The sequence below is a fragment of the Kocuria sp. UBA1838 genome, from assembly GCF_002338785.1.
Taxonomy (GTDB): Bacteria; Actinomycetota; Actinomycetes; order Actinomycetales; family Micrococcaceae; genus Kocuria; species Kocuria marina.
Genome location: NZ_DDIY01000019.1, coordinates 45,806 through 72,129 on the forward strand (window position 1 = coordinate 45,806; position 26,324 = coordinate 72,129).

Genomic DNA, 26,324 nt, shown 5'->3' on the forward strand with positions numbered 1-26,324 from the left:
GCCCGGGTGTTCCGTCATGGACCTGTCCTCCCTCGCGGGCTCCGGTCTGGACTCCGCCGCCTCCGGCTTCGTCGTGCTGCTGGTGCTCACGGGTTTCGCCGCGGGGTTCATCGACGCCGTGGTGGGCGGTGGAGGGTTGCTCCAACTGCCCGTGATGCTGCTGATCCCGGGCATCACACCGGTCCAGGCGCTCGCGACGAACAAGATGGGCTCGGTGTTCGGCACGACCACGTCCGCGGTGACGTTCTACCGTCGCGTCCACCCGGACCTGCGCACCGCGCTGCCCATGGCCGTCGTGGCCCTCGTCGCGTCGGGGGCGGGTGCGGCCGTGGCCGCCGCACTCCCGGCCGCGGTGTTCAAGCCGATCATCGTGCTCGCGCTGATCGCCGTGCTCGTGTTCACGGTGGCCAAGCCGTCCATGGGTCAGCTGACCGCGCTGCGACACACCGGCGCGCGGCACTACGGACTGGCTGTCGCGCTGGGCGCCCTGATCGGTTTCTACGACGGCGTCATGGGCCCGGGAACGGGGTCGTTCCTGATCATCGGGCTCGTATCGTTACTGGGCTACAGCTTCCTCGCGGCGAGCGCGAAGGCCAAGATCGTCAACCTGGCCACGAACATCGGCGCCATCGCGGTCTTCGCCGCGCACGGTTCCGTCCTGTGGGGGCTGGGTCTCGTGCTCGGGCTCAGCAACATGGCCGGGGGTTACCTCGGCGCACGCACCGCGGTGGCCCGGGGCAGCGCGTTCATCCGCGTGGTCTTCTTTACAGTGGTCACGGTGTTGATCGCCAAGCTCGGGTGGGACGTCCTCACGGGTCGCTGACCGGCGCGTGCGCCGCGCGTCAGTCCCTCCCCGGCAGGGCGGGCACCGGGTGTTCGGGGTCCAGGCGCTGCGCTGCGACGGCCGTCTCCAGCAGCGCCGTGAGCAGCCAGTCCCGGTCCTCGGGCGACGACGCCCCCACGGCGGACACGAGGGCGGCGCTCGCCTCGCGCAGTGTCCCGCCCACCGCTCGGGTGGGGTCCTCCGCGAAGCCGGCGGGCAGGACGTGACCGCCCGCGACGGGTGCGGGATCGCACGACAACATCGGAGTCACCGCCGGCTCACGCAGCGTGGCATCGAGCGTGTCCGTGACCGCGTCCATGGTGCCCCTCTGTGCGGCGTCGGCCGGGATCCGCGCAGCGGCCGCCTCGGCGGTGAACCGCGCACGGTCCAGGGCCGTGACCGCGGCGAGCTGCGCAGGTTCGCACGACGACGCCGCGTCGTCGTCGGTGTCCTCGCCGTCCCCTTCCTCGGTGGGTACTTTCGATGCCGCTCCGCTGCCAGGGCCGTCACCGTCCCGTTCCCCTGCGGATCCGTCCGACGTTGCGGGGGAACCGGCCCCCGAACCCGCCTCGCTCTCTTCTGTTCGGCGTGCGGTGGGGTCCGCGCCAGCCGGTGGTGGCTCCGCCGCCCACCACGACGCCGCGACGCTCGCGGCGGTGGCCGCCAGCTCCCCGTTCGGCGAGGTCCTGGCGACGTCTTCGAGCCAGGCTGCGGCGTCGGCCAGTGAACCCGGCGGGGCCCCGGTACCGCGTGCCTCGAGGTGGCGGGCCTGGGAGGGAGTTGCCGCCGGGCCGAATGCGGCCTCCTGATCCGCCAGGACGGCGTCGGGAAGGACCGAGGGATCGGGGCGCAGGCCCGTGCGCACGGAGGCGACGGTCGCGCGCGCGCCGAGGCGTGCGGCGTCGTCGTTGGACAACGAACGCCAACGAGCCCACAAACCCGCGGCGAGCACGAGCACCAGGACCAGGGTGAGCGCCACGGCCAGGACGCGCCAGGCGCTGGCGGGGGGTGCGGGCGGGCGAGAACTCACGAATTCCTCCGGGGGACGGGTCTGTTCCATGATAGGGAGCAGCACGCAGGACGAACGCGGCGCGGTGACGCCGCGAGCCGCACAAGGAGGACGGACATGACGACAGTGGACGAGACGCGCATCCGCGCGAGCGTGGAACCGGTGGTCGAGGCCGCCGGGCTCTTCCTGGAGCAGTGCGAGTTCACGGGCCAGGGCGGGAACCGGATGCTGCGCGTGCTCGTGGACCTGCCGGACGGTACGGACTCTCTGAGCCTGGACCGCGTGGCGGAGGTGGCGCGGCAGGTCTCCGACGCCCTGGACCGCGACGACCCCGTGCCCGGCCCGCCGTATGAACTCGAGGTCTCCTCGCCGGGGGCCACACGCGACCTGGAGACGCCGCGGCATTGGCGGCGCAGCGTGGGTCACCTCGTGCGGATCCGGCCCGCGGAGGGGGAGCGCTACTCGGCGCGGCTGCTCGAGGCGCACGAGGACCACGCCGTGGTCCAGCGCTGGCACCAACCCAAGAAGGGAATGCCGGTGAAGTACCTGGACCCCGAGCGCGTGGCCTACGCGGACGTGCGCGGTGCCAAGGTGGAGGTGGAGATCTGACGTCCCCGCGGGGATGTACGATAGCCGGAAGAACACGAGACAGACCCATGCAGCAGCGCTCCGCACCCCGCGTGCGGCGCGCTGTTTGGTTCCCGGCTCCGAATACGGTGCGGAACCCCCGCGTGGTGTGAAGGAAGGCCGGACACATGGACATCGACATGAGCACCCTGCGCTTGCTGGAACGCGAGCGCGACATCCCCGTGGACGTGCTGATCCCCACGATCGAACAGGCCCTGCTGCTCGCGTACATGCGCTCGCCGGGGGCCATCAACGGCGCCCGCGCCGAGGTCGAGCGTCGCAGTGGACACGTGACCATCTGGGCTCCCGAGCTGGACGAGAACGACGAGCGGGTGGGCGAGTTCGACGACACCCCGTCCGGTTTCGGTCGTATCGCCGCCGCGACCGCGCGCCAGGTCATCCTGCAGAAACTGCGCGACGTCGAGGACGACAACGTCCTGGGTCACTTCAAGGGCCGCGAGGGGGAACTCGTCTCCGGTCAGATCCAGCAGGGCAACAACCCCAAGATGGTCCAGGTGAACCTGGGCACCGTGGAGGGACTGCTGCCGCCGCACGAGCAGGTCCCCGGGGAGCGCTACGAGCACGGTCAGCGGATCCGCGCGTTCGTCGTGGAGGCCAAGCGCGGGTTCAAGGGCCCGTCCATCACGCTGTCCCGCTCCCACCCGGATCTGGTGCGCCGACTGTTCGAGATGGAGGTCCCCGAGATCGCGGACGGTTCCGTGGAGATCGTGACCCTGGCGCGCGAGGCCGGGCACCGCACCAAGATGGCCGTGGCCGCCAAGCGCCCCGGGGCCAACGCCAAGGGTGCGTGCATCGGTGACATGGGTTCGCGCGTGCGCGCGGTGATGAACGAGCTCGGAGACGAGAAGATCGACATCATCGACTACTCGGACGATCCCGCCCGGTTCATTGGCAACGCCCTGTCCCCGGCGCGGGTGTCCCGGGTGAACGTGCTGGACGAGGGTGCCCGCTCCGCGCGCGCCGTCGTCCCGGATGCCCAGCTGTCCCTCGCGATCGGCAAGGAGGGGCAGAACGCCCGCCTGGCCGCGCGGCTCACGGGGTGGCGCATCGACATCGTCCCCGAATCCCGCGCGACGGATCGCTGAACAACCCCAGGATTCGGGGGAATCCCGCGCGGCGCGCTAGACTTTGCTCTGATCAGGTCGACCATCGTCCTTCCGCGCGGTTCCGTGCCGCCTGAAAACCGGACGACGGGTCATGAGGAGCGGGGATGAGCGTCAACAGTCTTCGTACCTGTGTGGGGTGCCGAGAGGTGAGCCCCCCTGATCAACTCGTCCGCGTGACGATGGAGGACACGCCACAGGGCCCCCGGGTCGTGGCGGATCTTCACCGCCGAGCGGGAGGCCGAGGAGCCTGGGTGCACGCCACCCGGCAGTGCGTTGCCACCGCGGTGCGCAAACGGGCGTTCCATCGCTCGTTCCGTACCGCCGTGACCACGGACGACCTCGAGCAACAGCTGCGCGTCCTCCTGCCGGTGCAGGAGGACGAACACCAGGAAAGCGAGTCAGAAGCCCATGGAAAACCGATGAGTGCCGGCCGATGAGTGCCTTCGAGTACTCAACCCGCGGCCACGCGGGACGCACGTGTGCGTCCGGTGGCCACGTCAACGGAAAATAAGCGGTTCGTACCTGTTTCGGTGCGGACCGAGACAGGAGAACAGTGGCCAAGCCCCGTGTCCACGAGCTCGCGAAAGAGCTCGGAATCACGTCCAAGGAAGCTATTTCCAAACTTCAGGAACTCGGCGAATTCGTTCGCGGAGCGTCCTCCACGGTGGAACCGCCCGTGGCCAAGAAGCTGCGTTCGGCGTACCCCGCCGGTGGCGATTCCGCCGCGCAGTCCAAGAACTCCGCCGGGGGCAACTCCGGCAAGCCCGCGCAGCAGGGCGCCAGGAAGCCCGCGGAGAAGTCCTCCGCGCCCAAGCCCGGGGGCAGGGTCCAGTCCAAGCCCGCCGGTTCCGACGCCGCGGCCAAGCCCGCTGCCGGATCCGCCGCGCCGACCCCGGGTGCCCCCAAGGCCCCCGCGAAGTCGGCGTCCGAGCCCCAGGCCTCCGAGACCCCGGTCGCGAAGCCCGCTGCCTCCAAGCCAGCTGCCTCCGACTCGGCCACGCCGCGCAGTGCGGCGACCCCGGGCCCCCGTGCCAACGCCCCCAAGCCCGGTAGTGCCAAGCCGGGTCAGTCCGCACCGCGTCCGGGGAACAACCCGTTCGCGTCCCAGCAGGGCATGGGCCGCGGTTCCGACGGTGGTCAGCGTGCGCCGCGCCCCGGCCAGCAGCGCTCGGCCAAGCCCGGAGCACCGCGTCCCGGTAACAACCCGTTCGCGTCCCAGCAGGGGATGCGTTCGAGCAATGCCGGTCAGGGCGGACCCCGTCCCGGCGGTCCCCGTCCGGGTGGCCCCCGTCCCGCTCAGGCGGGCCAGGGTGGCCCGCGTCCCGGTGCGCCCCGTACGGGTGCACCGCGAACGGGTCAGGGCGGCCCCCGTCCCGGTGGACCCCGCCCCTCGCCGAACATGATGCCCGGTCACACCACGGGTGTGGCTCCGATCGGTAGCCGCCCGGCACCCGGTGGGGGACCCCGCCGCGGTGGTGGCGCCGGCGGCGGTGGTACCGGTGGCGGCGGTGGTTTCCGCGGCCGCGGTGGCCGCGGTGGCACGCAGGGTGCCTTCGGTCGCGGTGGTGCCCGCGGCAAGCACCGCAAGTCGAAGCGGGCGAAGCGCCAAGAGCTCGAGCAGATGAGCGCACCCGCCGTCGGCGGCGTGTCGGTTCCCCACGGCGACGGCAGCACTGTGGTGCGGCTGCGCCGCGGTGCCTCGCTCATGGACTTCGCGGAGAAGATCAACGCGAACCCGGCGTCGCTCGTGACCGTGCTCATCCACCTGGGTGAGATGGCCACGCAGACCCAGTCCCTGGACGAGGACACCTTCCAGCTGCTAGGTGCCGAGCTCGGCTACCAAATCCAGGTGGTCTCCCCGGAGGACGAGGAGCGCGAGCTGCTCGAGTCCTTCGACATCGACCTCGAGGCGGAACTGGAGGCTGAGGGCGAGGACGTCCTGGCACCGCGCCCGCCGGTGGTCACCGTCATGGGTCACGTGGACCACGGTAAGACCCGCCTGCTGGACGCGATCCGTAACACCAAGGTGATCGAGGGTGAGGCCGGCGGCATCACCCAGCACATCGGTGCGTACCAGATCTCCACCGAGGTGGACGGTCAGGAACGGCTCATCACGTTCATCGACACCCCGGGTCACGAGGCGTTCACCGCGATGCGTGCCCGTGGTGCGCAGGTCACGGACATCGCCGTGCTCGTGGTCGCCGCGGACGACGGCGTGATGCCGCAGACCGTCGAGGCACTCAACCACGCCCAGGCGGCGAACGTGCCGATCGTGGTGGCCGTGAACAAGGTCGACAAGCCGGACGCCAACCCGGAGAAGATCCGCGGTCAGCTCACCGAGTACGGCCTGGTGCCCGAGGAGTACGGCGGCGACACCATGTTCGTGGACGTCTCCGCCCGCGAGAACCTGCACATCGACGACTTGCTGGACGCCATCGTGCTCACGGCGGACGGCGCTCTGGAACTGCAGGCGAACCCGGACAAGAACGCCCGCGGCGTCGCCATCGAAGCCAACCTGGACAAGGGCCGCGGCGCGGTGTGCACCGTGCTGGTCCAGTCCGGCACCCTCACTGTGGGCGATTCGATCGTGGCCGGTGCCGCGTACGGTCGCGTGCGTGCCATGTTCGACGAGATGGGCCGCACCGTGGAGGCGGCGCTGCCGTCCCGCCCGGTGCAGGTGCTGGGTCTGTCCTCCGTGCCGCGCGCGGGTGACACGTTCCTGGCCACCCAGGAGGAGCGCACCGCGCGTCAGATCGCCGAGAAGCGTGAGGCCGCGGACCGCAATGCCCAACTCGCCAAGCGCCGCAAGCGGATCACGCTCGAGTCCTTCGACGAGGCCGTGGCCGAGGGCAAGATCGATACCCTCAACCTCATCATCAAGGGTGACGTGTCCGGTGCCGTGGAGGCGCTTGAGGACTCGCTGCTCAAGATCGACGTGGGCGAAGAGGTCCAGCTGCGGGTCATCCACCGCGGCGTGGGCGCGATCACCCAGAACGACGTCAACCTGGCCACGGTGGACAACGCCGTGATCATCGGCTTCAACGTTCGTCCCGCCGAGCGCGTGACGGACCTGGCCGAGCGCGAGGGCGTGGAGATGAAGTTCTACTCCGTGATCTACAACGCGATCGACGACGTCGAGAGCGCGCTCAAGGGCATGCTCAAGCCGGAGTACGAGGAGGTGGAGCTCGGTACCGCCGAGATCCGCGAGGTCTTCCGCTCGTCCAAGTGGGGCAACATCGCCGGTGCGTACATCACCAAGGGTGTGGTGCGCCGCAACGGCAAGGCCCGCCTGGTGCGCGACGGCAACGTGGTGCAGGACAACCTCACCATCGATTCGCTGCGCCGGTTCAAGGACGACGCCACCGAGGTGCGCGAGGGTTACGAGTGCGGTATCGGACTCGGTTCCTTCAACGACATCCGCGAGGGCGACCTCATCGAGACCTGGGAGATGCGCGAGAAGCCGCGCGACTGACGGGTTCCCGCGGCCGGTGCACTCACGCGAGCGCACCGGCCGCGACCATGTGACAGCGGGTCCGGGTGCCCGTGTGATTCCCACGGGGATCACGCGGGCACCCCGCCCGCACCGCGATCCGTTCCGTGATGGGCGGATCGCACCGGGTGGCGCGTCACGGCGCACCATCCCCGCACAGTGCAACGCCCCGGCGTTGCCCGGACACGAGGAGTACCACCATGGCCGACGCCGCCCGCGCCGCTCGACTGGCCGATCGCATCAAGGTGATCGTGGCCCAGGCGCTCGAACGCAGGATCAAGGACCCCCGGGTGGGTTTCGTGACCGTCACGGACGCGCGGGTCACCAACGACCTGCAGCATGCGACCGTGTACTACACCGTCTACGGGGACGAGACGCAGCGTCAGGAGACCGCGCGGGCCCTGGAGTCCGCCAAGGGCATCTTGCGCTCCGAGGTGGGTAGGAACATCACCGCGCGCCTGACCCCCACGCTCACCTTCGTCGCGGACGAGATCCCCGCGGACGCCGCACGTCTCGAGTCGCTGCTGCGCACCGCGCGTGAGAAGGACGCCCAGGTGGCTGAACAGGCCCAGGGCGCTCAGTACGCCGCGGGGGAGGACGCCTACCGCACGTCCGACGCGGATGACGAAGCCCCCGAGAGCCGGTCGCGGGACTGACCCGGTGACCGATCGCCAGCAGATCCCGAGCCCGGCACCCTCGCTCCCGAGGGTGGCCGGGCTCGTCGTCGTGGACAAACCGCTCGGCTGGACCTCGCACGACGTCGTCTCGCGCATGCGCCGTCTCGCGGGGACCCGCAAGGTGGGTCACGCGGGCACGCTGGACCCCGCGGCGTCGGGCGTGCTGGTCGTGGGGATCGAGAAGGCCACCAAGCTGCTGACCTACGTCACGGGCACGGACAAGACGTACCGGGCGAGCATCCGCCTGGGTGCCGCGACCGTGACCGACGACGCCGAGGGGGACGTCACGAGCACGGCCGCGCCCGAGCGGCTCGCCGCGCTCACCGATGACGCCGTCCTGGCCGCGGTCGCCGAGCTGACCGGTGAGATCCAGCAGGTCCCGTCCGCGGTCAGCGCGATCAAGGTGGACGGGCAGCGCTCGTACGCCCGCGTGCGCAAGGGTGAGGACGTGGAGCTGCCCGCGCGACCGGTCACCGTCCACGAGTTCACGGTGCACGGGATCTCCCGCGAGCCGACCGAGGCTGAGCCCACCGCGGTGGATGTCGATGCGACCGTGACGTGTTCCTCCGGGACGTACATCCGCGCCCTCGCGCGCGACCTCGGGGAGGCCCTGGGCGTGGGCGGGCACCTCACGGCGCTGCGGCGCACGCGCGTGGGGTCGTTCACGCTCGAGCAGTCGCACACGCTCGACGAGCTCACGGAGCAGGTGCGCGCCGGCGGCACGGTCTCGACGCTGCCGATCGACGACGCCGCCCGCGGACTGTTTCCCGTGCGCGAGCTCACCGCCCGGGAGGCCACGGACCTGTCGCACGGGCGCAGGATCGCCGCGACGCAGGTTCATCCTGGCGGCGCGTCGCAGGTCGACGGCGCCGCGTCTCGTTCCGGGGCAGGCGCCGGCGACACCGCATCCGCCGGCGACGCCGCGGCGTCGGGCTCCGAGGGGCGCGAGGGATCCCGGGCGGAGCTGCCCGTCGCATGCTTCGCACCGGACGGGACACTCGTGGCCCTCGCCGAGGACCGTGGCCCCGCCGACCGCCGGTACACGACGTCGGTGCTCGGGATCGCGGCGGGGGTGACGTTCACGGCTGCCGCGGCGCCAGATGATACAGGCGTGAAAAAACCCGGGGCGGGTGACCCCGGAGCGGGACAGGACGGAACCAAGCGAACGGAACGGACGCACGACTGATGCTGTGGGGTTATGACGGGTGGTTCTGGGCATCGGTGGTCCTGGGTGCGCTCTCGTGCGTGATCTGCCTCGTGCAGGCCGCGCGCGGCCGTGCGCCGGACGACTTCTCCCAGGGTTCCGTGCTCGTGCTCGAGGCGTTCCTGCTGGTCTACGCGGTGGGCTCAGTGTTCCTGCCCGTGCTGGGTCCGGATCCCTCCGGGAGCCTGCTCGAGTACTGGGGCTACTTGCTCACGGCGCTGCTGATCCCCGCGGGGACGTTCGTGTGGTCCCTCGTGGAACGCTCGCGGTGGTCCACCCTCATCCTGGCCGCCGCCGGTCCCGTGGTGGCCGTGATGGTCTACCGCATGAACTTCATCTACTACTACCAGTGACGCCGCAGCGGCCGGGACGGGCCGCCGGGGGAAGGACGAGCATGGCTGAGCCCTCACGCACCACGCTGCAGAACCGTTTCGGGCGGTCGGGGCCCCGCGCGGGATCCGACCGGAAGAACTCGGGGTTCGGGCGGCTGCTGATCGTGGTGTACGCCGTCTTCTCGCTCTCCGCGGGGGTGCGCTCGCTCTACCAGCTCGCCACCGAGTTCTCCGTGGCCCCGCTCGCGATCATCCTGTCCACGATCTCCGCCGCGATCTACGTCCTGGCGACGATCGCCTTGGCCAAGTCCGGTCCGGGCTGGCACAGGGTCGCCACGGTGGCCGTGGTCGTGGAGCTCGTGGGTGTGCTGGGCGTGGGCCTGCTCAGTGTCCTGGAACCGCAGTTGTTCCCCAAGGCGAGCGTGTGGTCCCACTTCGGTGCCGGCTACGGCTACGTGCCGCTCGTGCTCCCGATCGTGGGGCTCGTGTGGTTGTGGCTGACACGGCCCTCCCGGCGGAGCGGTAGGCTCTAGACGTCGCCCGCACACACCCTGACCACGCAGAAGACATCGAGGAGAACAGTGATTCGCTGGAGAAGCCTGGACGAGGTCACCCCGGGATTCGGTCCCTCCGTGGTGAGCATCGGCAACTTCGACGGTGTCCACCGCGGTCATCAACACGTGTTCGCGCGGCTGCTCGAGACCTCCCGGCGTCTCGAGGCCCGCTCCGTGGTCGTGACCTTCGATCCGCACCCGGCTCTCGTGCACCGGCCCGAATCTCACCCCGGACTCATCATGGGTCTCGAGGACAAGCTCGACGCCCTTGAGGCCACAGGCGTGGACGCCGTCCTCGTGCTGCCGTACAGCCTCGAGTTCTCCGAGCTGAGCCCCGAGGAGTTCGTGGTCGACTACCTCGTGAAACCGCTGGGCGCGGTGTGTCTCGTGATCGGGTCGGACGTCCGGCTCGGGCGTGACAACACGGGGGACCTGCCGGTGATCAGGGAGCTCGGCCGTGAACACGGCTTCGAGGTCGAGGTCGTGGACGACGTCGCGGGTCTGGTCCCCGAGGACACGGATGCACTCAACGGTCTGGTGGGCTGGAGCGACGACCGTCGCTGCTCGTCCACGTGGGTGCGCTCGTGTCTCGAGGCGGGGGACATCCGCGGTGCTGCCAAACTGCTCGGCCGGCACCACCGCATGCGCGGGGAAGTGGTGCACGGGGCCGCACGCGGGCGTGAACTGGGCTTCCCCACGGCCAACCTGGCACCCGAGGCCACGGGGTTCATCCCGGCGGACGGGGTCTACGCGGGCTGGCTCGTGGACCAGGACGGCACCCGCTGGCCCACGGCGATCTCCGTGGGGTCGAATCCCACGTTCGACGGTGTGAACCGCCAGGTCGAGGCCCACGTGATCGACCGCCCGGACGAGGCCGTGGAGGACTTCGACCTCTACGGGCAGACCGTGGTGGTCGAATTCGTGGAACGCCTGCGCGGGATGGTGGCCTACCGGGGGATCGACGCGCTCGTGTCCCAGATGCGCGACGACGTGAATCGGTCCCGCGACATCCTGCGGGAACAGGCGCGCGGGACCGACTGAGCTCACCCGGTGGGGCTGATCACATCTCCTCGTGCACGGAGGGGTCGAACCCCGAACCGCTGATGCCGGTGTGCAGCATGCGCACCCGTTCCATCTGCTCGTCCGTGAGTTCCCACTCGAACACGTCGATGTTCTCCGCCATGCGCTCGGTGTTCGAGGACTTGGGGATCGCCACGATGCTCGACTGCACGTGCCAGCGCAGCGCCACCTGGGCCGGGGTGCGTCCCACCTTGCGTGCGATCTCCACGAGCCACGGGTCCTGCAGGAGGTCCGTCTTGCGCCCCAGCGGGGACCACGCCTCGGTGAGGATCTTGTGCTCCTCGTGGAACGCCCGCAGGGTCTCTTGCTGGTACTGCGGGTGCAGCTCCACTTGGTTGACCACGGGCATCTCCCCGGTCTCCCGCTTCAGGCGCAGGAGGTGTTCGGGCAGGAAGTTGGAGACACCGATCGAGCGGATGAGGCCCTCGTCGCGCGCGGCCATCATGGCGCGCCACGTGTCCACGTACCGGTCCACGCTGGGGTTGGGCCAATGGATCAGGTAGAGGTCCAGGTAGTCCGTGCCGAGCCGTTCGAGCGTGCCCTCGAGTGACCGCCGCACGCTGTCCGTACCGTGATCCCGGCCCGGGAGCTTGGACGTGAGGAACAGGTCCGAGCGGGGGATGTCGCAATAGCGCACACCGAGGCCCACGCCGCGTTCGTTGCCGTAGTTCACCGCGGTGTCGATGAGCCGGTAGCCGCGCCACACGGCCTCGGGGATCAGGGCCTCGGCCTCGGCGTCGTCCATGGGGTACGTGCCGAACCCCAGCTGGGGGATCTCGTGACCGTCGCGCAGCACGTGCTTGGCGACGTCCGGGGCGGCGTCCTTCAGGTCCTTGGTCTTGTCGTCACTCATGCGTTCCTCGTTCTTCTCGACGTGTGGGTGGCTGGACGGGCGGGAGCCCGCCGAGCAGTTCGGTCACGGCCTGGGCACTGATCCGGGCCACGATGTCCAGTTCCATGTGGAACTGCTGGTCCGCGGCGGGACCGCACAGGTCCGAGATCGCGCGCACGGCCAGGAAGGGCACGCCACGGTCGTGGCACACGTGCGCGAGCGCCGTGGTCTCCATGTCCGTGCTCAGGGCTTCGGGGAACACCTCGCGGGTCGCCCCCACGTTGCGCGCCGTGACGAACGCACCGCCCGAGAGCATCGTCCCGCGCCACGCGGCGTAGCCCTCTGCGGCCACGAGGCTGCTCGCGGCCGTCACGAGCTCCGACGACGCCGCGAAGGCCGGGGGCATCCCGGGCACCTGTCCCGGTTCGTACCCGAAGGCGGTCGCGTCCGCGTCCGCGTAGCGGAACTCGGTGCCGATCACCAGGTCACCCACGTTGACGTCCGCGCGCAGGCCCCCGGCGGAACCGGCGGAGATCACGGCGCTCGGTTCGAACCGCTCCAGCATCACGCTCAGGGTCGACGCGGCATTGACCAATCCGATCCCGGTACGCACCACGAGCACGGGGCGCCCCGCGGCCTCGACGGCGTACAGCTCGGCACCGCCGATCACGTGGGGGTTCTCGCAGCGGGAGTCGGCGTCCGCGAGGAACGGTTCGGCCTCCTCCGCCATGGCGACCACGACGGCCGGTGCGCCCACGCACGCGGCGAACCGTGCGGCGTCGTCCGTCACCGCGTGACCTCGTCCCAGTGCTCGCGCTCGGCCAGGAATCCGCGCACCGCGTCCTGGGCGGCCTCGAGGCTGTGGTTGGCGCCCCAGCCGCACTGCACCTCGTTCGCGGCCGGGACTTCGTCCGCCTCGAGGATGTCCCGGAAGGTGCGCTCGAGCAGGCGCTCGAACTCCTCGGTCTCCACTCCCAGCATGAGCGCGTAGAAACCGGTCTGGCAGCCCATGGGGGAGAAGTCGATCAGGGCGTCCGTGTGATTGCGCATGTGCTCCGCGGTGAGGTGCTCGATCGAGTGTACCGCCGGCATCTCCAGGTGCGCCTGGTTGGGCTGGGTGAAGCGGACGTCGTACTTCACGAGGGTGTCACCACCCGGCAGTTCCTTCCGATCCGCGATCCGCACGTAGGGGGCGGCCACGCTGCGGTGGTCCAGGTTGAATGATTCGACGTTCATCTTCTGCATGCCCCCATTGTTCCAGGTCGGTCCCGCTTCGCACGTCCGGGGCGCTCCCGCGGGGCGGCGACGTCGCTCTCGTTGGACGGCGCTGGCCCTCCCGCGGGATTGCGACGGCGCTGCCGCACCGTGTGGGTGCGGGGCCCTGCAGCGGTGCGCCGCGCCGTCGTATGCCGAGTGGTGACGGTCCTTACGGTGCCCCGGCGGAGGATCGGTTAGGATGGACGCTGGTCTGACTGCGGTCCGTGGCGGTCCGACCCCGGGAGCTCGCTCCCGGACCCCGGGCGAGAATCTCTCGCACCGGGCGGTCACGGTACTGACTCGAGGAGTTACACATGGCCCTGGATGCCACGATCAAGAACCAGATCATCACCGAGTACGCGACGCACGAGGGTGACACCGGTTCGCCCGAGGTGCAGATCGCGGTGCTGTCCCGTCGGATCTCCGATCTGACCGAGCACCTGAAGATGCACAAGCACGACCACCACACCCGCCGTGGCCTCATGGCCCTGGTGGGACGGCGTCGTCGCATGCTGGACTACCTGCGTCGCACCGACATCGCCCGCTACCGTGCGCTCATCGAGCGCCTCGGCCTGCGCAAGTGATGTGACCGGTTCCCCGTGCCCCTGTCGGAGCGCGGGGAACCGCCGCAACCGGCGCTGTTCGTGACGAACACCGCCACCCGGACCGCCTGTCCGGACAGTCCAACGAGAAATCACGTCATGGCGTGACCGCGCTGCATGTCGCGGTCCTCGACAGTGGCCTTCGCAACGCTCACGCGCTGCGAGCGCCTCGATCGAAGACCGGTGTGTCGCGCGGATCGCGCACCACGAAGAAACGGAGGTGACCCTTGGAGGGTCCCGAAATCCAGAGTGCAGAAGCCGTCATCGACAACGGCTCGTACGGCAAGCGCGTCGTGCGCTTCGAAACCGGCCGACTCGCCCGCCAGGCCGCGGGTTCGGCCATGGTCTACATCGACGAAGAGACCTCCATGCTCTCGGCCACGGCCGTGGGCAAGCACCCGCGGGAGGGCTTCGACTTCTTCCCGCTCACGGTGGACGTCGAGGAGCGGATGTACGCCGCGGGTCGCATCCCCGGTTCGTTCTTCCGCCGTGAGGGTCGCCCGTCCACGGACGCGATCCTCACGTGCCGTCTGATCGACCGCCCGCTGCGCCCCGCGTTCGGCAAGGGCCTGCGCAACGAGGTGCAGGTGGTCGTGACCGTCACGTCCATCGCCCCGGACGAGATCTACAACACCGTGGCGATCAACGCCGCGTCCATGTCCACGACCCTGTCCGGGCTGCCCTTCCAGGGCCCCGTGGGCGGCGTGCGCATGGCGCTCATGGCCCAGGAGAACGGTTCCCATCAGTGGATTGCGTTCCCCAAGCACTCGCAGCTGGAGAACGCCGTGTTCGACATGGCCGTGGCCGGCCGCGTGGTGAGCACCAAGGACGGCGGCTCGGACGTCGCGATCATGATGGTCGAGGCCGAGGCCACCGACAACGCCTGGGAGCTCATCAAGGGCCAGGGCGCGGTCGCACCGACCGAGGAGCTCGTGGCCGAGGGCCTCGAGGCCGCCAAGCCGTTCATCAAGGCCCTGTGCGACGCCCAGGCGGATCTCGCCTCCCGCACCGCCAAGCCCGAGCTGGACCTGCCTCGCTTCGGCGGGTACGGGGACGACGCCGCCGAGGCCGTCAAGGACTTCGTGGGCGAGCGCATGGCGGAGGTCTACTCGATCGCCGGCAAGCAGGAGCGCGAGGCCGCGACCGACGAACTGCACCAGTCCACGCTGTCCGAGCTCACGGGCGAGGGCAAGGCCTTCGAGGGCCGCGCGGACGAGGTCAACGGTGCCTACCAGGCCCTAACCAAGCAGACCGTGCGCCAGCGCATCCTCAAGGACAAGGTGCGCATCGACGGCCGCGGTCTCACGGACATCCGTCAGCTCAGCGCCGAGGTGGACGTGCTCCCGCGCGTGCACGGTTCCGCGCTGTTCGAGCGCGGAGAGACCCAGATCATGGGTGTCACCACGCTGAACATGCTCAAGCTGGAGCAGCAGATCGACTCGCTGGCCCCGGTCAAGCACAAGCGTTACATCCACCACTACAACTTCCCCCCGTACTCCACGGGTGAGACCGGCCGCGTGGGTTCGCCCAAGCGCCGCGAGATCGGTCACGGCGCGCTCGCCGAGCGTGCGATCACGCCCGTGCTGCCCTCTCGGGAGGAGTTCCCGTACGCGATCCGTCAGGTCTCCGAAGCGCTGGGATCCAACGGCTCCACGTCCATGGGTTCCGTGTGCGCGTCCACGCTGTCGCTGTACAACGCCGGTGTGCCGCTGCGCGCTCCCGTGGCCGGTATCGCCATGGGCCTGGTCTCCGACACCGTCAACGGCGAGGTCCAGTACGCGGCCCTGACCGACATCCTCGGTGCGGAGGACGCGCTGGGTGATATGGACTTCAAGGTCGCCGGTACGTCCGAGTTCGTGACCGCGATCCAGCTGGACACCAAGCTGGACGGTATCCCCGCCTCGGTCCTGGCCTCGGCCCTGACCCAGGCGCGCGAGGCCCGGCTCTACATCCTGGACGTGCTGACCTCCGCGATCGACGCCCCGGACGAGATGAGCGAGTTCGCGCCGCGCGTGATCTCGGTGAACGTGCCCGTGTCCAAGATCGGTGAGGTGATCGGCCCCAAGGGCAAGATGATCAACCAGATCCAGGAGGACACCGGCACCGACATCTCCATCGAGGACGACGGCACCGTGTACATCGGCGCCACGGATGGCCCCTCCGCGGAGGCCGCGCGCTCGGCGATCAACGCGATCGCCAACCCGCAGGTCCCCGAGGTGGGCGAGCGCTACCTGGGCACCGTGGTCAAGACCACCACGTTCGGTGCGTTCGTGTCCCTGACCCCGGGCAAGGATGGTCTGCTCCACATCTCCGAGATGCGCAAGCTCAACGACAACAAGCGCGTAAACGAGGTCGACGACGTCGTGTCCGTGGGCCAGAAGGTCCAGGTGGAGATCACCAAGGTGGACGACCGCGGCAAGCTGTCCCTCGCGCCCGTCGTGGCCGAGTCCGAGGCCCCGGCCGAGTCCTCCGACGACGAGAACTGAGCAGAGGGTGTTCGTTACTAGATGACAGTTGTTCACCTTCCCCTGAGGGCGGGCGATCCCGCGGAGCACGTCTCCGGCGGGGCCGCCCGCCTTCGGGCCTATTCGGCCACGGCGCAGGCGCCGGGCTTCACCCACGTGGTGCACGACGACGCCGAGGGCGCCGTGATCATGCGCACCGTCCTGCCGTGCGGGACCAGGGTGCTCACCGAGAAGATGCCCGGGCAGCGTTCGGTGTCCGTGGGGTTCTGGGTGAGCCTGGGCTCGCGTGACGAGGCCCCGGGCATGCTCGGTTCCACGCACTTCCTGGAGCACCTGCTGTTCAAGGGCACCTCCCGGCGCAGTTCGCTCGAGATCGCGGAGGCCTTCGACCGCGTGGGCGGGGAGTCCAACGCGTTCACGGCCCACGAACACACGTGCTACCACGCACGGGTGCTCTCCGAGCAGTTGCCCATGGCGGTGGACGTGCTCGCGGACATGTTCACCGGTGCCGTCCTGGACCCCGAGGAGTTCGACCGCGAACGCGGTGTGATCCTCGAGGAGATCGCCATGGACCGGGACGATCCCACGGACTTCGCGTTCGAACAGTTCAACGCCGAGGTGCTCCACGGGTCCGCGCTCGCGCGGCCCATCGCGGGCACCCCCGAGGAGATCCGCTCCGTGACCCGTGACGCGGTGTGGCAGCACTACCGCGGCTCCTACCGCCCCGAGAACCTCGTGGTCACGGTGGCCGGGGGCCTCGACCACGACCGCGTCGTGGAACTCGTGCGCGAGTCCCTGGCCCGCGCGGGCTGGGACCCGGACGCGACCGGTCACGCCGGTGCCCGGCGGGACTCCTCGCCGGCGCAGCTGACGCCCCTGGTGGGGACCCACACGTTCGAGCGCCCGGTCGAGCAGGCCCACGTGGTGCTGGGCGGCGCCGGACTGCAGTCGGGGGACGAGCGTCGCTTCGCGATGACCGTGCTCAACGCCGCCCTGGGTGGCGGGATGTCCTCGCGGTTGTTCCACACCATCCGGGAGCAGAAGGGGCTCGCGTACTCCACGTTCTCCTTCTCGGGCTCCTACTCGGACGCCGGGTTCTTCGGGATGTACGCGGGGTGCACGGGCGAGCGCGTGGACCAGGTCAGCGAGCTCATGCGCGCCGAGCTGGACCGGCTCGCCCAGGACGGGATGGATGCGGCAGAACTCGCGAAGGTCGAGGGCCAACTCAGCGGTGCCACGGTCCTCGCCCTCGAGGACACAGGGTCACGGATGTCCCGGCTGGGGTCCGCGGAACTGAAGACGGGCATCTTCATGGACGTGGACGAGTCCCTGCGGCGCATCCGCGCCGTGACGTCCGAGGACGTGCAGGCACTGGCCGCGCAATTGTCCGCGGACGCCACGGTGCGCACCGTGGTGGGGCCGCACGTCGAGCAGAACCAGGAATGAGGCGGGATCAAATGAACGAGCAGATCAAGGTGGCCGTACTGGGCCGCAACGGACGCATGGGCTCCGAGGCAGTGAAGGCCATCACGGACGCCTCGGACATGGAACTCGTCGCGGCCCTCGGTCGCGGTGACGACCTGCAGGAGATCGTGAGCTCCGGCGCCCAGGTGGTCGTGGACCTAACGGTCCCGAGCGCCACGCGGGAGAACGTGCGCTTCGCCGTGGAACACGGTATCCACGCGGTCGTGGGGACCACGGGCTGGGACGACGCCACTCTGGCCGAGCTCGAGTCGTGGCTCGCCGATTCCCCGGACACGGGTGTGCTGATCGCCCCCAATTTCGCGGTGGGTGCGGTGCTCGCCATGAGGTTCTCCGAGATGGCCGCGGCGTTCTTCGAGTCCGTGGAGATCGTGGAGCTGCACCACCCCCAGAAGCTCGACGCCCCGTCCGGTACCGCGGCGCGAACCGCTGCGCTCGTGGCCGCCGCGCGCGAACGGGCCGGTGTGGCGCCGTCGCCGGATGCCACGGAATCCGATCCGCACGGCGCACGCGGTGCGGACCTGGACGGTGTGCACGTGCACTCGGTGCGGTTACGCGGGCTCGTGGCCCACCAGGAGACCCTGCTGGGCAACACGGGGGAGCAGCTGACCGTGCGCCACGATTCCTTCGACCGCGTGTCCTTCATGACGGGTGTGCTGTTGGGCGTGCGCTCGGTCGCGAAGCACCCGGGGCTGACCCACGGCTTGGACGGCTACATGGACCTGGGGCTGTGAGCCGCGCCCGTTCCTTCTCTGGTCTGCGCTGGTGGGCCACGGCCGTGATCGTGTTGCTCGTGATCACGGTGCTTATCCTGCCGATCTCCGTGGGCTCCAAGATCTGGCTCGTCGCCATGCTCGCGTTCGCCGCGGTGTTCACCGTGCTCGAGGTGGGTGCGAAGGGTCGTATCCTGGCCGCGCTCATGATCGGGCTGCTGGCCCTGTACCTCGCCTTGGCCTTCCACCGGGCGGTCCTGTTGCTCGGCACGGGGGGCTGGCTGCCCACCCTGCTGGGCGTGGCCATGCTCGTGATCCCCGCGGTGGGCACGTGGGCCATGGTGCGCGAGATCGTCTTCGGCGCCCGCACAGAACGCCTCGGCCGGGAACTCGCCGCGCGCGGTGAGCTTCCCGCGGACGATCTGCCGAGGACCCCGTCCGGACGGTACGTGCGGGCCGCCGCGGACGAGCACTTCGACGTCGTGCGCCGCGAGGTCGAGGCGTTCCCCGCAGACTGGGGCGGGTGGTACCGACTGAGCCTCGCGTACTCCGCGAGCGGCGACGGCCGGCGGGCCCGCAGGTCCATGCGCACCGCCATAGCCCTACATCGGGGGACGGATCCGGAAACGGTGCTCGCCCGCTCTGGGCGGTAACCTGTGGATATGACACACGACAGCGCACCTGCGCGGACGCAGCGGTCCGCGCCCATGTTCGGGTCCCTGCTCACTGCCATGGTCACGGTCTTCCACGACGACGGCTCGGTGGATCTCGAGGCCACGGGTCGCCTCGCCGAGCAACTCGTGGACGACGGTTGTGACGGTCTGGTGGTGTGCGGCACCACCGGTGAGTACTCCACCATGACCGACCAGGAGAACCTTTCGGTCTTCCGTGCCGTCAAGGATGCCGTGGGCGGGCGCGTGCCGCTGCTCGCGGGGACCGGTTCGAACGACACCGAGCACTCTCGCTTCCTGTGCCTCGAGGCGCAGAAGATCGGGATGGACGGCCTGCTGATCGTCACCCCGTACTACAACAAGCCCAGCCAGGCGGGGGTCGAGGCGCACTTCCGTTCGCTCGCGGACTCCGTGGACACGCCCGTCATGGTGTACGACATCCCCGGGCGCTCGGGGATCCCGATCGAGCCCGAGACCATGATCTCCCTGGCCTCCCACCCGAACATCGTGGCCGTCAAGGACGCCAAGGCGGACTTCATGGCCGCCGCCCGGGTCATGGCCGAGACGGACCTGCTCTTCTACTCCGGCGACGACGGTCTCACCCTCCCGTGGATCGCGCTCGGCGCGTCCGGGCTCGTGGGTGTGACCACCCACATCGACACCCCGCGCTACCGCCAACTCGTGGACGCCTCCCTGGCGGGGGACCTCGAGACCGCGCAGCGGCTCAACGAGGAGTTGTTGCCGCTCGTGCGTGCCACCATGACCCGGATCCCCGGGGCCGTGGCCGCGAAGACCATTCTTCATTGGCAGGGCCGCCTGCCGAACAACACGGTGCGCTTGCCGCACGTGACACCCACACAGGCCGAGCTGGAGCAGATCCGCTCGGACCTGAGCACGTCGGTCATCGCCGACACGCTGACCACCTGAGATGAAAGGGGTCTCATGACCCATTGGAACACCACCGACCTCTCCGAACCGTCGGCACTCGCGAAGGACACCCTGCGAGTCATCCCCCTGGGCGGTCTGGGCGAGGTCGGTCGGAACATGACCGTGTTCGAGATCAACGGGCAGCTGCTCGTGGTCGACTGCGGTGTCCTGTTCCCCGAGGAAACCCAGCCCGGCGTGGACCTGATCCTGCCGGACATCAACCACATCCGTGAGCGCCTCGACGACATCGTCGCGATCGTGCTCACCCACGGGCACGAGGACCACATCGGCGCGGTCCCGTACCTGCTCAAGCGCCGCCCGGACATCCCCATCCTGGGCTCGCAGCTCACGCTCGCGTTGATCGAGGCCAAGCTGCAGGAGCACCGGATCAAGCCCTTCACCATGGCCGTGCGCGAGGGCCAGGTGGAGCGCCTCGGTGAGTTCGAGTGCGAATTCGTGGCCGTGAACCACTCCATCCCGGACGCCCTGGCAGTGTTCCTGCGCACCAAGGCCGGGACCGTGCTGCACACCGGTGACTTCAAGATGGACCAGCTGCCCCTGGACGGGCGGATCACGGACCTGCGTCACTTCGCCCGCCTGGGCGAGGAGGGTGTGGACCTGTTCCTCACGGACTCCACCAACGCCGAGGTTCCCGGGTTCATCGCGTCCGAGAAGGCCATCGGTCCCGTGCTCGCAGACGTGGTCGCCCGCGCCAAGCAGCGCGTGATCGTGGCGTCGTTCTCCTCCCACGTCCACCGCGTGCAGCAGGTGCTCGACGCCGCCGTGGCCAGTGGTCGCAAGGTCGCCCTGATGGGCCGATCCATGATCCGCAACATGGCGATCGCCGAGAAGCTCGGGTACCTGGACGTGCCGCCCAACGTGCTCGTGGACCAGAAGAAGGTGGGCGACTACCGGGACGACCAGATCGTCATCATGTGCACCGGTTCCCAGGGTGAGCCCATGGCCGCGCTGTCCCGCATGGCCAACGGGGACCACAAGGTCCAGGTCAACGCCGGGGACACCGTGATCCTGGCGTCCTCACTGATCCCGGGCAACGAGAACTCCGTGTTCCGCGTGATCAACGGGCTCATGCGCCTGGGCGCGGACGTGGTGCACAAGGGAAACGCCAAGGTCCACGTCTCGGGTCACGCCGGGGCGGGCGAGTTGCTGTACTGCTACAACATCGTGGAACCCGAGTACGTCATGCCGGTCCACGGCGAGATCCGGCACCTGATCGCCAACGGCAACCTGGCCCAGGAAACCGGCGTCCCCGCGGACCACGTGCTGCTCGCGGAGAACGGCACCGTGGTGGACATGCATTCCGGCGCGGCCAAAATCACCGGGCAGGTGGAGTGCGGGTTCATCTACGTGGACGGCTCCTCCGTGGGTGAGATCACGGACGCGGACCTCAAGGACCGCATGACCCTCGGCGAGGAGGGCTTCATCTCCGTGATCACCGTGGTCAACCGGGACACCGGCAAGATCGTCTCCGGCCCGGACATCCACGCGCGCGGCGTGGCCGAGGAGGACACCGTGTTCAACGAGATCCGCCCCCGGATCTCCGCGGCCCTCGAGGACGCGCTCGGCGAGAGCGGCAAGAACCACACGACCCACCAGTTGCAGCAGATCGTGCGGCGCACCGTGGGCTCGTGGGTCTCCCGCAAGCTGCGGCGCAAGCCCATGATCGTGCCCGTGGTCGTCGAGGCCTGACGCCCCGGACCACCGCACTGCGCAGCGGCCCGCCCGGATCCGACTCCGGGCGGGTCGCTGCGCGTCCGGGTACCCTGGGGGCATGGCGTCTCGAACTTCCCCCGCGCGCTCCTCGAAGGCCTCCGGCAGGTCCTCGAGTTCCGCGCGTTCCCCTAAGAACGGCAAGAAGGCCCCCGCACGGTCCACGTCCGCACGCTCCGGATCCACGGGGCCCTCGGCCGGTTCCACCGCCCTGCACGGGGTGGTCAACGCGTGGTCCGGCGCCGGACACGTGGTGGGGGCCGCGGTGCGCCGCGTGGGGACCGTGCGCACGGACATGGCTCCCCAACAGCGCCGCGACGGTGGTGCGCTCGTGTGGCTCGTGCTCGCCGTCGTGATCGCCGCGGTCGAGTGGTGGAACCTGCGCGGCGTGGACCTCGCGCTCGTGGCGATCCCCGCGTCCTGGGTGCACGCGATCGTGGGCGGGACCTTCGGGTTCATGGCCCTCGTGCTGCCCATCTTCTGCTTCTTCTTCGCGATCCGCGTCTTCCGTCACCCCGAGGCCACGCAGGCCAACAACCGCATCGCAATCGGTCTGCTCGCGCTGTCCGTCGCCGGCGCGGGCACCGCGCACCTGCTGGGTGGCGCGCCCGGTCTGGGTGACGGGTTCGACGCCGTGTGGCGCGCGGGTGGTTTCGTGGGCTTCCTGGCCGCGGACCCGTTGGCGTCCCTGATCACCCGATGGGGCGCGCTCGCGGTGTTCGTGCTGCTCGCGGCGTTGGCCGTGCTCGTCATGACCGCCACGCCCGTGGGGGAGATCGGGCCGCGCTTGCGCGAGCTCTACCGCCGTCTCACGGGCCAGTACGAGCCCCGCGCGACCGACGTCACCGATCCCGCGCACGACCGCTCCTACCTCGATCCCACCCGGCCCACACGCGAGAAGCGCTCCCGGCGCTCCGAGCGACGCAAGCAGCGCCACGAGCTGGAACGCTACGACGGTGACGAGGCGTTCGAGCGCGCTGTCGTGGGCGAGGCCAACCGCCGCGAGGCACGGGACGCGGGATCGACGAGCGTGTTCGACGTCGGCTCGCACGCGGAACGCTCCGCGCGCCGGGGTTCTGCCGGTGGGTCCTCCTCCGTGCGCGACGCCGCGCAGGCGGAGGGCTCTACCGCGGCGTCCGAGGTCCAGGACACCGACGCGATCCCGAACCCGGAGGTCGCCTTGCGCCCCGGCGAGAAGCGCCCCACCAAGTCCCAGCGCGCCGCCCAGAAATTACGCGAGGAGCAGGGGATCGCGCCCGCGGCGGACACCGCGGCGGCGTCGGACGCGCCCGCCCTCAAGGTGGACGATGACGCCCAGCCGCGCACCCACACGCCCGCGACACCCATCCCGGCCCGCTCCGAGCAGCTCAAGCTGCAGGGCGACGTCGCCTACAGCCTCCCGCCCGTGGCGGACCTCGTGCAGGGCCCGCCCGCCAAGGAACGCTCCGAGGCGAACGACCAGGTGGTCCGGGCGCTCACGAGCGTGCTCGAACAGTTCAAGGTGGACGCTGAGGTCACCGGCTTCTCGCGCGGGCCCACGGTCACGCGCTACGAGATCGAACTGGGCTCCGGGACCAAGGTGGAGCGCGTCACGGCGCTGTCCAAGAACATCGCGTACGCGGTGGCGTCCGCGGACGTGCGGATCCTCTCGCCCATCCCGGGCAAGTCCGCGATCGGCATCGAGATCCCCAACACGGATCGTGAGACCGTGGCGCTGGGGGACGTGCTGCGCTCGCAGAAGGCCCGGGCGTCCGAACACCCCATGATCATGGGCGTGGGCAAGGACGTGGAGGGCGGCTTCGTGCTCGCGAACCTCGCCAAGATGCCGCACATGCTCGTGGCCGGTGCTACCGGTGCGGGTAAGTCCTCGTTCGTGAACTCCATGATCGTCTCGATCCTCATGCGCTCCACCCCGGACGAGGTGCGCCTGGTCATGGTGGACCCCAAGCGTGTGGAACTCACCGCGTACGAGGGCGTGCCGCACCTGATCACCCCGATCATCACCAACCCCAAGAAGGCCGCCGAGGCCCTGCAGTGGGTCGTGCGGGAGATGGACGCGCGCTACGACGACCTCTCCCACTTCGGGTACAAGCACATCGACGACTTCAACAAGGCCGTGCGCAACGGGAAGGTGCAACCCGAACCCGGGTCCAAGCGCACCATCCGCCCCTACCCGTACCTGCTGGTGATCGTGGACGAGCTCGCGGATCTCATGATGGTGGCCCCGCGGGACGTCGAGGACGCGATCGTGCGGATCACCCAGCTCGCGCGTGCCGCAGGCATCCACCTCGTGCTCGCCACGCAGCGGCCCTCGGTGGACGTCGTGACCGGTCTGATCAAGGCCAACGTCCCGTCCCGGATGGCGTTCGCGACGTCCTCGGTCACCGACTCCCGCGTGGTGCTGGACCAGCCCGGTGCGGAGAAGCTGATCGGCCAGGGTGACGCCCTGTTCCTGCCCATGGGTGCGTCCAAGCCCATGCGTGTGCAGGGCGCGTGGGTCTCCGAGTCGGAGATCCACAAGGTCGTGGAGCACGTGAAGTCGCAGATGAGCACGCACTACCGCGACGACGTCGTGCAGGAAGCGCCCAAGAAGACGATCGACGAGGACATCGGGGACGACCTCGACGTCCTGCTGCAGGCCGCCGAGCTGATCATCACCACGCAGTTCGGGTCCACGTCCATGCTCCAGCGCAAGCTGCGCGTGGGTTTCGCGAAGGCCGGGCGGCTCATGGACCTGCTCGAGTCACGCGGCGTGGTCGGGGCGTCCGAGGGGTCCAAGGCACGTGACGTCCTCGTCAAGCCGGATGACCTCGCCGCGACCCTCGCCCTGATCCGCGGCGAGGAACCACCCGCGCAGAGTGCACCGGGCGCCGCAGACGGTGCGCTCGCGGCGTCGGCGTCCGGCGAGGACCTCGTGGCGGCGTCGCTGTCGAACGTGGCCCACGACTACCACGACGGGTCCGACCAATCCGAGGATGCATGGGAGTTGACGGGACGATGACGGTTAACGACGGCGCGGCGGCGCCCGGGGCGCCCGCCCCCAACGCCTCCAACTGGAACCTGCCGAATGCCCTGACGGCACTGCGGATCGTGATGGTCCCGTTCTTCGTGTGGTTCCTGGTGGCCGGGGGGACCCACGGCCAGGACTCCATGGGCATGCGCTGGGCCGCCGTGGTCACGTTCGGGCTCGCGATGCTCACGGACAAGCTCGACGGGGACATCGCCCGGGCGCGCAACCTCATCACGAGTTTCGGCAAGATCGCCGATCCCATCGCGGACAAACTGCTCACGGGTGCCGCGTTCGTGGTGCTGTCCATGCTCGGGGAGCTGTGGTGGTGGGTCACGATCGTGATCCTGGTGCGCGAGTGGGGCATCACGCTCATGCGATTCGTGGTGATCCGCTACGGCGTGATGGCCGCGTCCAAGGGCGGCAAGACCAAGACCGTCCTGCAGACCGCGGCGCTGATCGCCCTGCTGCTGCCGCTCACCCCCTTCGTGGGGCAGTGGTGGTTGTGGTTCGCATGGGTGCTCACCGCGCTCGCGTTGCTCGCCACCGTGATCACGGGCATCGACTACGTGATCAAGGCCGTGCAGTTGCGCAACCGGGCCGTGCGCGGGGATGCGGCGTGACAGAGAACCGGCCGGGGTACGACGCCGCGGAGCTCGTGCGCCGCGCCGTCGCTCGCGGGGTCACGGTGGGCACGGCCGAATCCCTCACCGGGGGCGCGCTCGCATCCGCGATCGTGACCGTGTCGGGTGCCTCGGCGTGTTTCGAGGGAGCGGTCGTGAGCTACTCGCACGCCGTCAAGGAACGCGTGCTGGGTGTGTCCCACGAGCTGCTCGAGGAACGCGGCGCGGTGGACCCGCAGGTCGCGGTGGCCATGGCCCGCGGTGCGCGCGAGCGCCTGGGCGTGGACTGGGCCGTGTCCACCACCGGGGTCGCCGGGCCGGAACCGCACGACGGACACCCCGTGGGAACCGTCTTCGTGGGGATCGCGGGTCCGGGTGTGGAGCGGGTGGAGCGTTTGGATCTCAGCGGTGACCGGGCCGAGATCCGGCAAGCCACCGTGGGCCGCGCGCTTGACGCATTGACGACTCAAATCTCATTCCCAGCCAACGCCTAGTGTTTTTAGGCCGCCGAGCGGGAACAATCGAACACGTAAGCCCGTTATGCATATCAGAGGTTGAGCCCGATGGGCTCAAGAGGCCTCGACCACTGCGTCGTCAGCGATGCAGAAGGCCCCGTCAATTCGTACGAGGAGAAGCAATTCACATGACGAAGCAACCCGTGTCTGTCAATGGTGTTGTCCGTTGGAAGGACGTGGGTGTGTCCGATGAAGCTCACGGGAAAACCAATGATGTCAAGGTCGGTGTCCTGCGTCAGGAGATAGGCGAGGTGCTGCGCAACGTCCGCCAGCGTCAGGGCCGGACCCTGCGCGAGGTCTCGCACAGTGCCCGCGTCTCGCTGGGGTACCTGAGCGAGGTGGAGCGAGGACAGAAGGAAGCCTCCTCCGAATTGCTCGCGTCCATCTGTGCGGCACTGGACATCCCGATGTCCCAGATGCTGCGCGAGGTCGCGGACCGTCTCGCCTACGCCGAGGGCACGTTCATCCCTGACACCGTGCCGTCCGAGCTCACGGAGGAGTTCACGCGGGAGATGCGTCAGTTGCGCGGTGGCACCGCCGCCGGCGCGCACTGAGTCAGACCCCGCTCGCTGCGGC

The 26,324-nt window shown here is 69.5% G+C and carries 25 protein-coding genes; 21 read left to right on the forward strand and 4 right to left on the reverse strand.

Translation table 11 applies throughout. The features are described from left to right. Window positions 1-16: 16 nt before the first annotated feature. A complete protein-coding gene (locus B3I25_RS11910; RefSeq protein ID WP_064845970.1) occupies window positions 17-823 on the forward strand; it encodes a sulfite exporter TauE/SafE family protein in 807 nt (268 codons plus the stop codon). A 19-nt stretch (window positions 824-842) separates the two neighbouring features. Here B3I25_RS11910 and B3I25_RS11915 read toward each other — a convergent pair whose 3' ends face one another. Beyond that, entirely contained in the window at window positions 843-1,853 is a 1,011-nt protein-coding gene (locus tag B3I25_RS11915; protein ID WP_286739375.1) for a hypothetical protein, read from the reverse strand. A gap of 96 nt (window positions 1,854-1,949) precedes the next feature. Here B3I25_RS11915 and rimP point away from each other — a divergent pair, with 96 nt between their 5' ends. The 9 genes from rimP to B3I25_RS11960 all read left to right on the forward strand — a co-directional run bounded on the left by rimP (window position 1,950) and on the right by B3I25_RS11960 (window position 10,884). Further along, a complete protein-coding gene (gene rimP / locus B3I25_RS11920) occupies window positions 1,950-2,441 on the forward strand; it encodes a ribosome maturation factor RimP (protein ID WP_035963505.1) in 492 nt (163 codons plus the stop codon). A gap of 146 nt (window positions 2,442-2,587) precedes the next feature. Then, window positions 2,588-3,565 (forward strand): transcription termination factor NusA, encoded by a 978-nt coding sequence (nusA, locus tag B3I25_RS11925; RefSeq protein WP_035963501.1) that lies wholly within the window; start codon window positions 2,588-2,590, stop codon window positions 3,563-3,565. A gap of 125 nt (window positions 3,566-3,690) precedes the next feature. Beyond that, window positions 3,691-4,023 (forward strand): YlxR family protein, encoded by a 333-nt coding sequence (locus B3I25_RS11930; protein ID WP_064845966.1) that lies wholly within the window; start codon window positions 3,691-3,693, stop codon window positions 4,021-4,023. Between the two features lie 116 nt (window positions 4,024-4,139). Next, window positions 4,140-7,058 carry a translation initiation factor IF-2 gene (infB, locus tag B3I25_RS11935; RefSeq protein WP_193519685.1) on the forward strand — a complete coding sequence of 973 codons (2,919 nt, stop codon included), beginning with the start codon at window positions 4,140-4,142 and terminating at the stop codon, window positions 7,056-7,058. Window positions 7,059-7,276: 218 nt separating this feature from the next. Beyond that, a complete protein-coding gene (rbfA, locus tag B3I25_RS11940) occupies window positions 7,277-7,732 on the forward strand; it encodes a 30S ribosome-binding factor RbfA (RefSeq protein WP_098053303.1) in 456 nt (151 codons plus the stop codon). Between the two features lie 4 nt (window positions 7,733-7,736). Further along, window positions 7,737-8,939 (forward strand): tRNA pseudouridine(55) synthase TruB, encoded by a 1,203-nt coding sequence (gene truB / locus B3I25_RS11945; protein ID WP_286739385.1) that lies wholly within the window; start codon window positions 7,737-7,739, stop codon window positions 8,937-8,939. Next, a complete protein-coding gene (locus tag B3I25_RS11950) occupies window positions 8,939-9,310 on the forward strand; it encodes a hypothetical protein (RefSeq protein WP_035963481.1) in 372 nt (123 codons plus the stop codon). Before truB ends, B3I25_RS11950 begins: the two co-directional genes overlap by 1 nt. A gap of 41 nt (window positions 9,311-9,351) precedes the next feature. Then, entirely contained in the window at window positions 9,352-9,822 is a 471-nt protein-coding gene (locus tag B3I25_RS11955; protein ID WP_193519683.1) for a hypothetical protein, read from the forward strand. A 48-nt stretch (window positions 9,823-9,870) separates the two neighbouring features. Next, window positions 9,871-10,884 (forward strand): bifunctional riboflavin kinase/FAD synthetase, encoded by a 1,014-nt coding sequence (locus B3I25_RS11960; RefSeq protein ID WP_131333207.1) that lies wholly within the window; start codon window positions 9,871-9,873, stop codon window positions 10,882-10,884. 19 nt (window positions 10,885-10,903) lie between these two features. Here B3I25_RS11960 and B3I25_RS11965 read toward each other — a convergent pair whose 3' ends face one another. The 3 genes from B3I25_RS11965 to B3I25_RS11975 are packed head-to-tail and all read right to left on the reverse strand — an operon-like array spanning window position 10,904 to window position 13,000. Then, window positions 10,904-11,776, reverse strand: coding sequence for an aldo/keto reductase (locus B3I25_RS11965; RefSeq protein ID WP_286739389.1), 873 nt, complete (start codon window positions 11,774-11,776; stop codon window positions 10,904-10,906). Continuing rightward, window positions 11,769-12,545, reverse strand: a complete 777-nt coding sequence (locus B3I25_RS11970; protein WP_231885512.1) for a 5'-methylthioadenosine/adenosylhomocysteine nucleosidase — start codon at window positions 12,543-12,545, stop codon at window positions 11,769-11,771. The genes B3I25_RS11965 and B3I25_RS11970 overlap by 8 nt, the downstream gene beginning before the upstream one ends. Beyond that, a complete protein-coding gene (locus tag B3I25_RS11975; protein WP_035963447.1) occupies window positions 12,542-13,000 on the reverse strand; it encodes an S-ribosylhomocysteine lyase in 459 nt (152 codons plus the stop codon). The genes B3I25_RS11970 and B3I25_RS11975 overlap by 4 nt, the downstream gene beginning before the upstream one ends. A gap of 326 nt (window positions 13,001-13,326) precedes the next feature. Between B3I25_RS11975 and rpsO the strand changes: the two genes are divergently transcribed. The 11 genes from rpsO (at window position 13,327) to B3I25_RS12030 (ending at window position 26,302) form a co-directional block, all read left to right on the forward strand. Next, window positions 13,327-13,596, forward strand: a complete 270-nt coding sequence (gene rpsO / locus B3I25_RS11980) for a 30S ribosomal protein S15 (RefSeq protein ID WP_035963435.1) — start codon at window positions 13,327-13,329, stop codon at window positions 13,594-13,596. 245 nt (window positions 13,597-13,841) lie between these two features. After that, window positions 13,842-16,100 (forward strand): polyribonucleotide nucleotidyltransferase, encoded by a 2,259-nt coding sequence (locus tag B3I25_RS11985; RefSeq protein WP_064845961.1) that lies wholly within the window; start codon window positions 13,842-13,844, stop codon window positions 16,098-16,100. Window positions 16,101-16,121: 21 nt separating this feature from the next. Next, complete coding sequence (locus B3I25_RS11990) at window positions 16,122-17,525, forward strand: M16 family metallopeptidase (protein WP_082943244.1); 1,404 nt, start codon at window positions 16,122-16,124, stop codon at window positions 17,523-17,525. An 11-nt stretch (window positions 17,526-17,536) separates the two neighbouring features. Continuing rightward, window positions 17,537-18,295 carry a 4-hydroxy-tetrahydrodipicolinate reductase gene (dapB, locus tag B3I25_RS11995; RefSeq protein ID WP_206399328.1) on the forward strand — a complete coding sequence of 253 codons (759 nt, stop codon included), beginning with the start codon at window positions 17,537-17,539 and terminating at the stop codon, window positions 18,293-18,295. Continuing rightward, window positions 18,292-18,927, forward strand: coding sequence for a hypothetical protein (locus B3I25_RS12000; protein WP_286739401.1), 636 nt, complete (start codon window positions 18,292-18,294; stop codon window positions 18,925-18,927). The genes dapB and B3I25_RS12000 overlap by 4 nt, the downstream gene beginning before the upstream one ends. Before the next feature lie 9 nt (window positions 18,928-18,936). Next, entirely contained in the window at window positions 18,937-19,872 is a 936-nt protein-coding gene (gene dapA / locus B3I25_RS12005) for a 4-hydroxy-tetrahydrodipicolinate synthase (protein ID WP_167318654.1), read from the forward strand. Between the two features lie 15 nt (window positions 19,873-19,887). After that, entirely contained in the window at window positions 19,888-21,582 is a 1,695-nt protein-coding gene (locus tag B3I25_RS12010; protein WP_193519680.1) for a ribonuclease J, read from the forward strand. Window positions 21,583-21,664: 82 nt separating this feature from the next. Then, window positions 21,665-24,604, forward strand: coding sequence for an FtsK/SpoIIIE family DNA translocase (locus B3I25_RS12015; protein WP_286739404.1), 2,940 nt, complete (start codon window positions 21,665-21,667; stop codon window positions 24,602-24,604). Then, window positions 24,601-25,233 carry a CDP-diacylglycerol--glycerol-3-phosphate 3-phosphatidyltransferase gene (gene pgsA / locus B3I25_RS12020; RefSeq protein ID WP_064845955.1) on the forward strand — a complete coding sequence of 211 codons (633 nt, stop codon included), beginning with the start codon at window positions 24,601-24,603 and terminating at the stop codon, window positions 25,231-25,233. Before B3I25_RS12015 ends, pgsA begins: the two co-directional genes overlap by 4 nt. Further along, window positions 25,230-25,727, forward strand: coding sequence for a CinA family protein (locus B3I25_RS12025; protein WP_064845954.1), 498 nt, complete (start codon window positions 25,230-25,232; stop codon window positions 25,725-25,727). Before pgsA ends, B3I25_RS12025 begins: the two co-directional genes overlap by 4 nt. A gap of 149 nt (window positions 25,728-25,876) precedes the next feature. Then, window positions 25,877-26,302, forward strand: a complete 426-nt coding sequence (locus tag B3I25_RS12030) for a helix-turn-helix domain-containing protein (RefSeq protein ID WP_064845953.1) — start codon at window positions 25,877-25,879, stop codon at window positions 26,300-26,302. The last annotated feature ends 22 nt before the right edge of the window (window positions 26,303-26,324 follow it).

Excerpts from the sequence above, each read along its gene's own strand:
- rimP (WP_035963505.1), top strand. The coding sequence starts at position 1,950 with ATGACGACAGTGGACGAGACGCGCATCCGCGCGAGCGTGGAACCGGTG.
- pgsA (WP_064845955.1), top strand. The coding sequence starts at position 24,601 with ATGACGGTTAACGACGGCGCGGCGGCGCCCGGGGCGCCCGCCCCCAAC.
- B3I25_RS12010 (WP_193519680.1), top strand. The coding sequence starts at position 19,888 with ATGACCCATTGGAACACCACCGACCTCTCCGAACCGTCGGCACTCGCG.
- nusA (WP_035963501.1), top strand. The coding sequence starts at position 2,588 with ATGGACATCGACATGAGCACCCTGCGCTTGCTGGAACGCGAGCGCGAC.
- dapB (WP_206399328.1), top strand. The coding sequence starts at position 17,537 with ATGAACGAGCAGATCAAGGTGGCCGTACTGGGCCGCAACGGACGCATG.
- B3I25_RS11965 (WP_286739389.1), bottom strand. The coding sequence starts at position 11,776 with ATGAGTGACGACAAGACCAAGGACCTGAAGGACGCCGCCCCGGACGTC.
- B3I25_RS11975 (WP_035963447.1), bottom strand. The coding sequence starts at position 13,000 with ATGCAGAAGATGAACGTCGAATCATTCAACCTGGACCACCGCAGCGTG.
- rbfA (WP_098053303.1), top strand. The coding sequence starts at position 7,277 with ATGGCCGACGCCGCCCGCGCCGCTCGACTGGCCGATCGCATCAAGGTG.
- B3I25_RS11910 (WP_064845970.1), top strand. The coding sequence starts at position 17 with ATGGACCTGTCCTCCCTCGCGGGCTCCGGTCTGGACTCCGCCGCCTCC.
- B3I25_RS11930 (WP_064845966.1), top strand. The coding sequence starts at position 3,691 with ATGAGCGTCAACAGTCTTCGTACCTGTGTGGGGTGCCGAGAGGTGAGC.
- dapA (WP_167318654.1), top strand. The coding sequence starts at position 18,937 with ATGACACACGACAGCGCACCTGCGCGGACGCAGCGGTCCGCGCCCATG.
- B3I25_RS11955 (WP_193519683.1), top strand. The coding sequence starts at position 9,352 with ATGGCTGAGCCCTCACGCACCACGCTGCAGAACCGTTTCGGGCGGTCG.
- B3I25_RS12030 (WP_064845953.1), top strand. The coding sequence starts at position 25,877 with ATGACGAAGCAACCCGTGTCTGTCAATGGTGTTGTCCGTTGGAAGGAC.
- rpsO (WP_035963435.1), top strand. The coding sequence starts at position 13,327 with ATGGCCCTGGATGCCACGATCAAGAACCAGATCATCACCGAGTACGCG.
- B3I25_RS11990 (WP_082943244.1), top strand. The coding sequence starts at position 16,122 with ATGACAGTTGTTCACCTTCCCCTGAGGGCGGGCGATCCCGCGGAGCAC.
- B3I25_RS11950 (WP_035963481.1), top strand. The coding sequence starts at position 8,939 with ATGCTGTGGGGTTATGACGGGTGGTTCTGGGCATCGGTGGTCCTGGGT.
- B3I25_RS12015 (WP_286739404.1), top strand. The coding sequence starts at position 21,665 with ATGGCGTCTCGAACTTCCCCCGCGCGCTCCTCGAAGGCCTCCGGCAGG.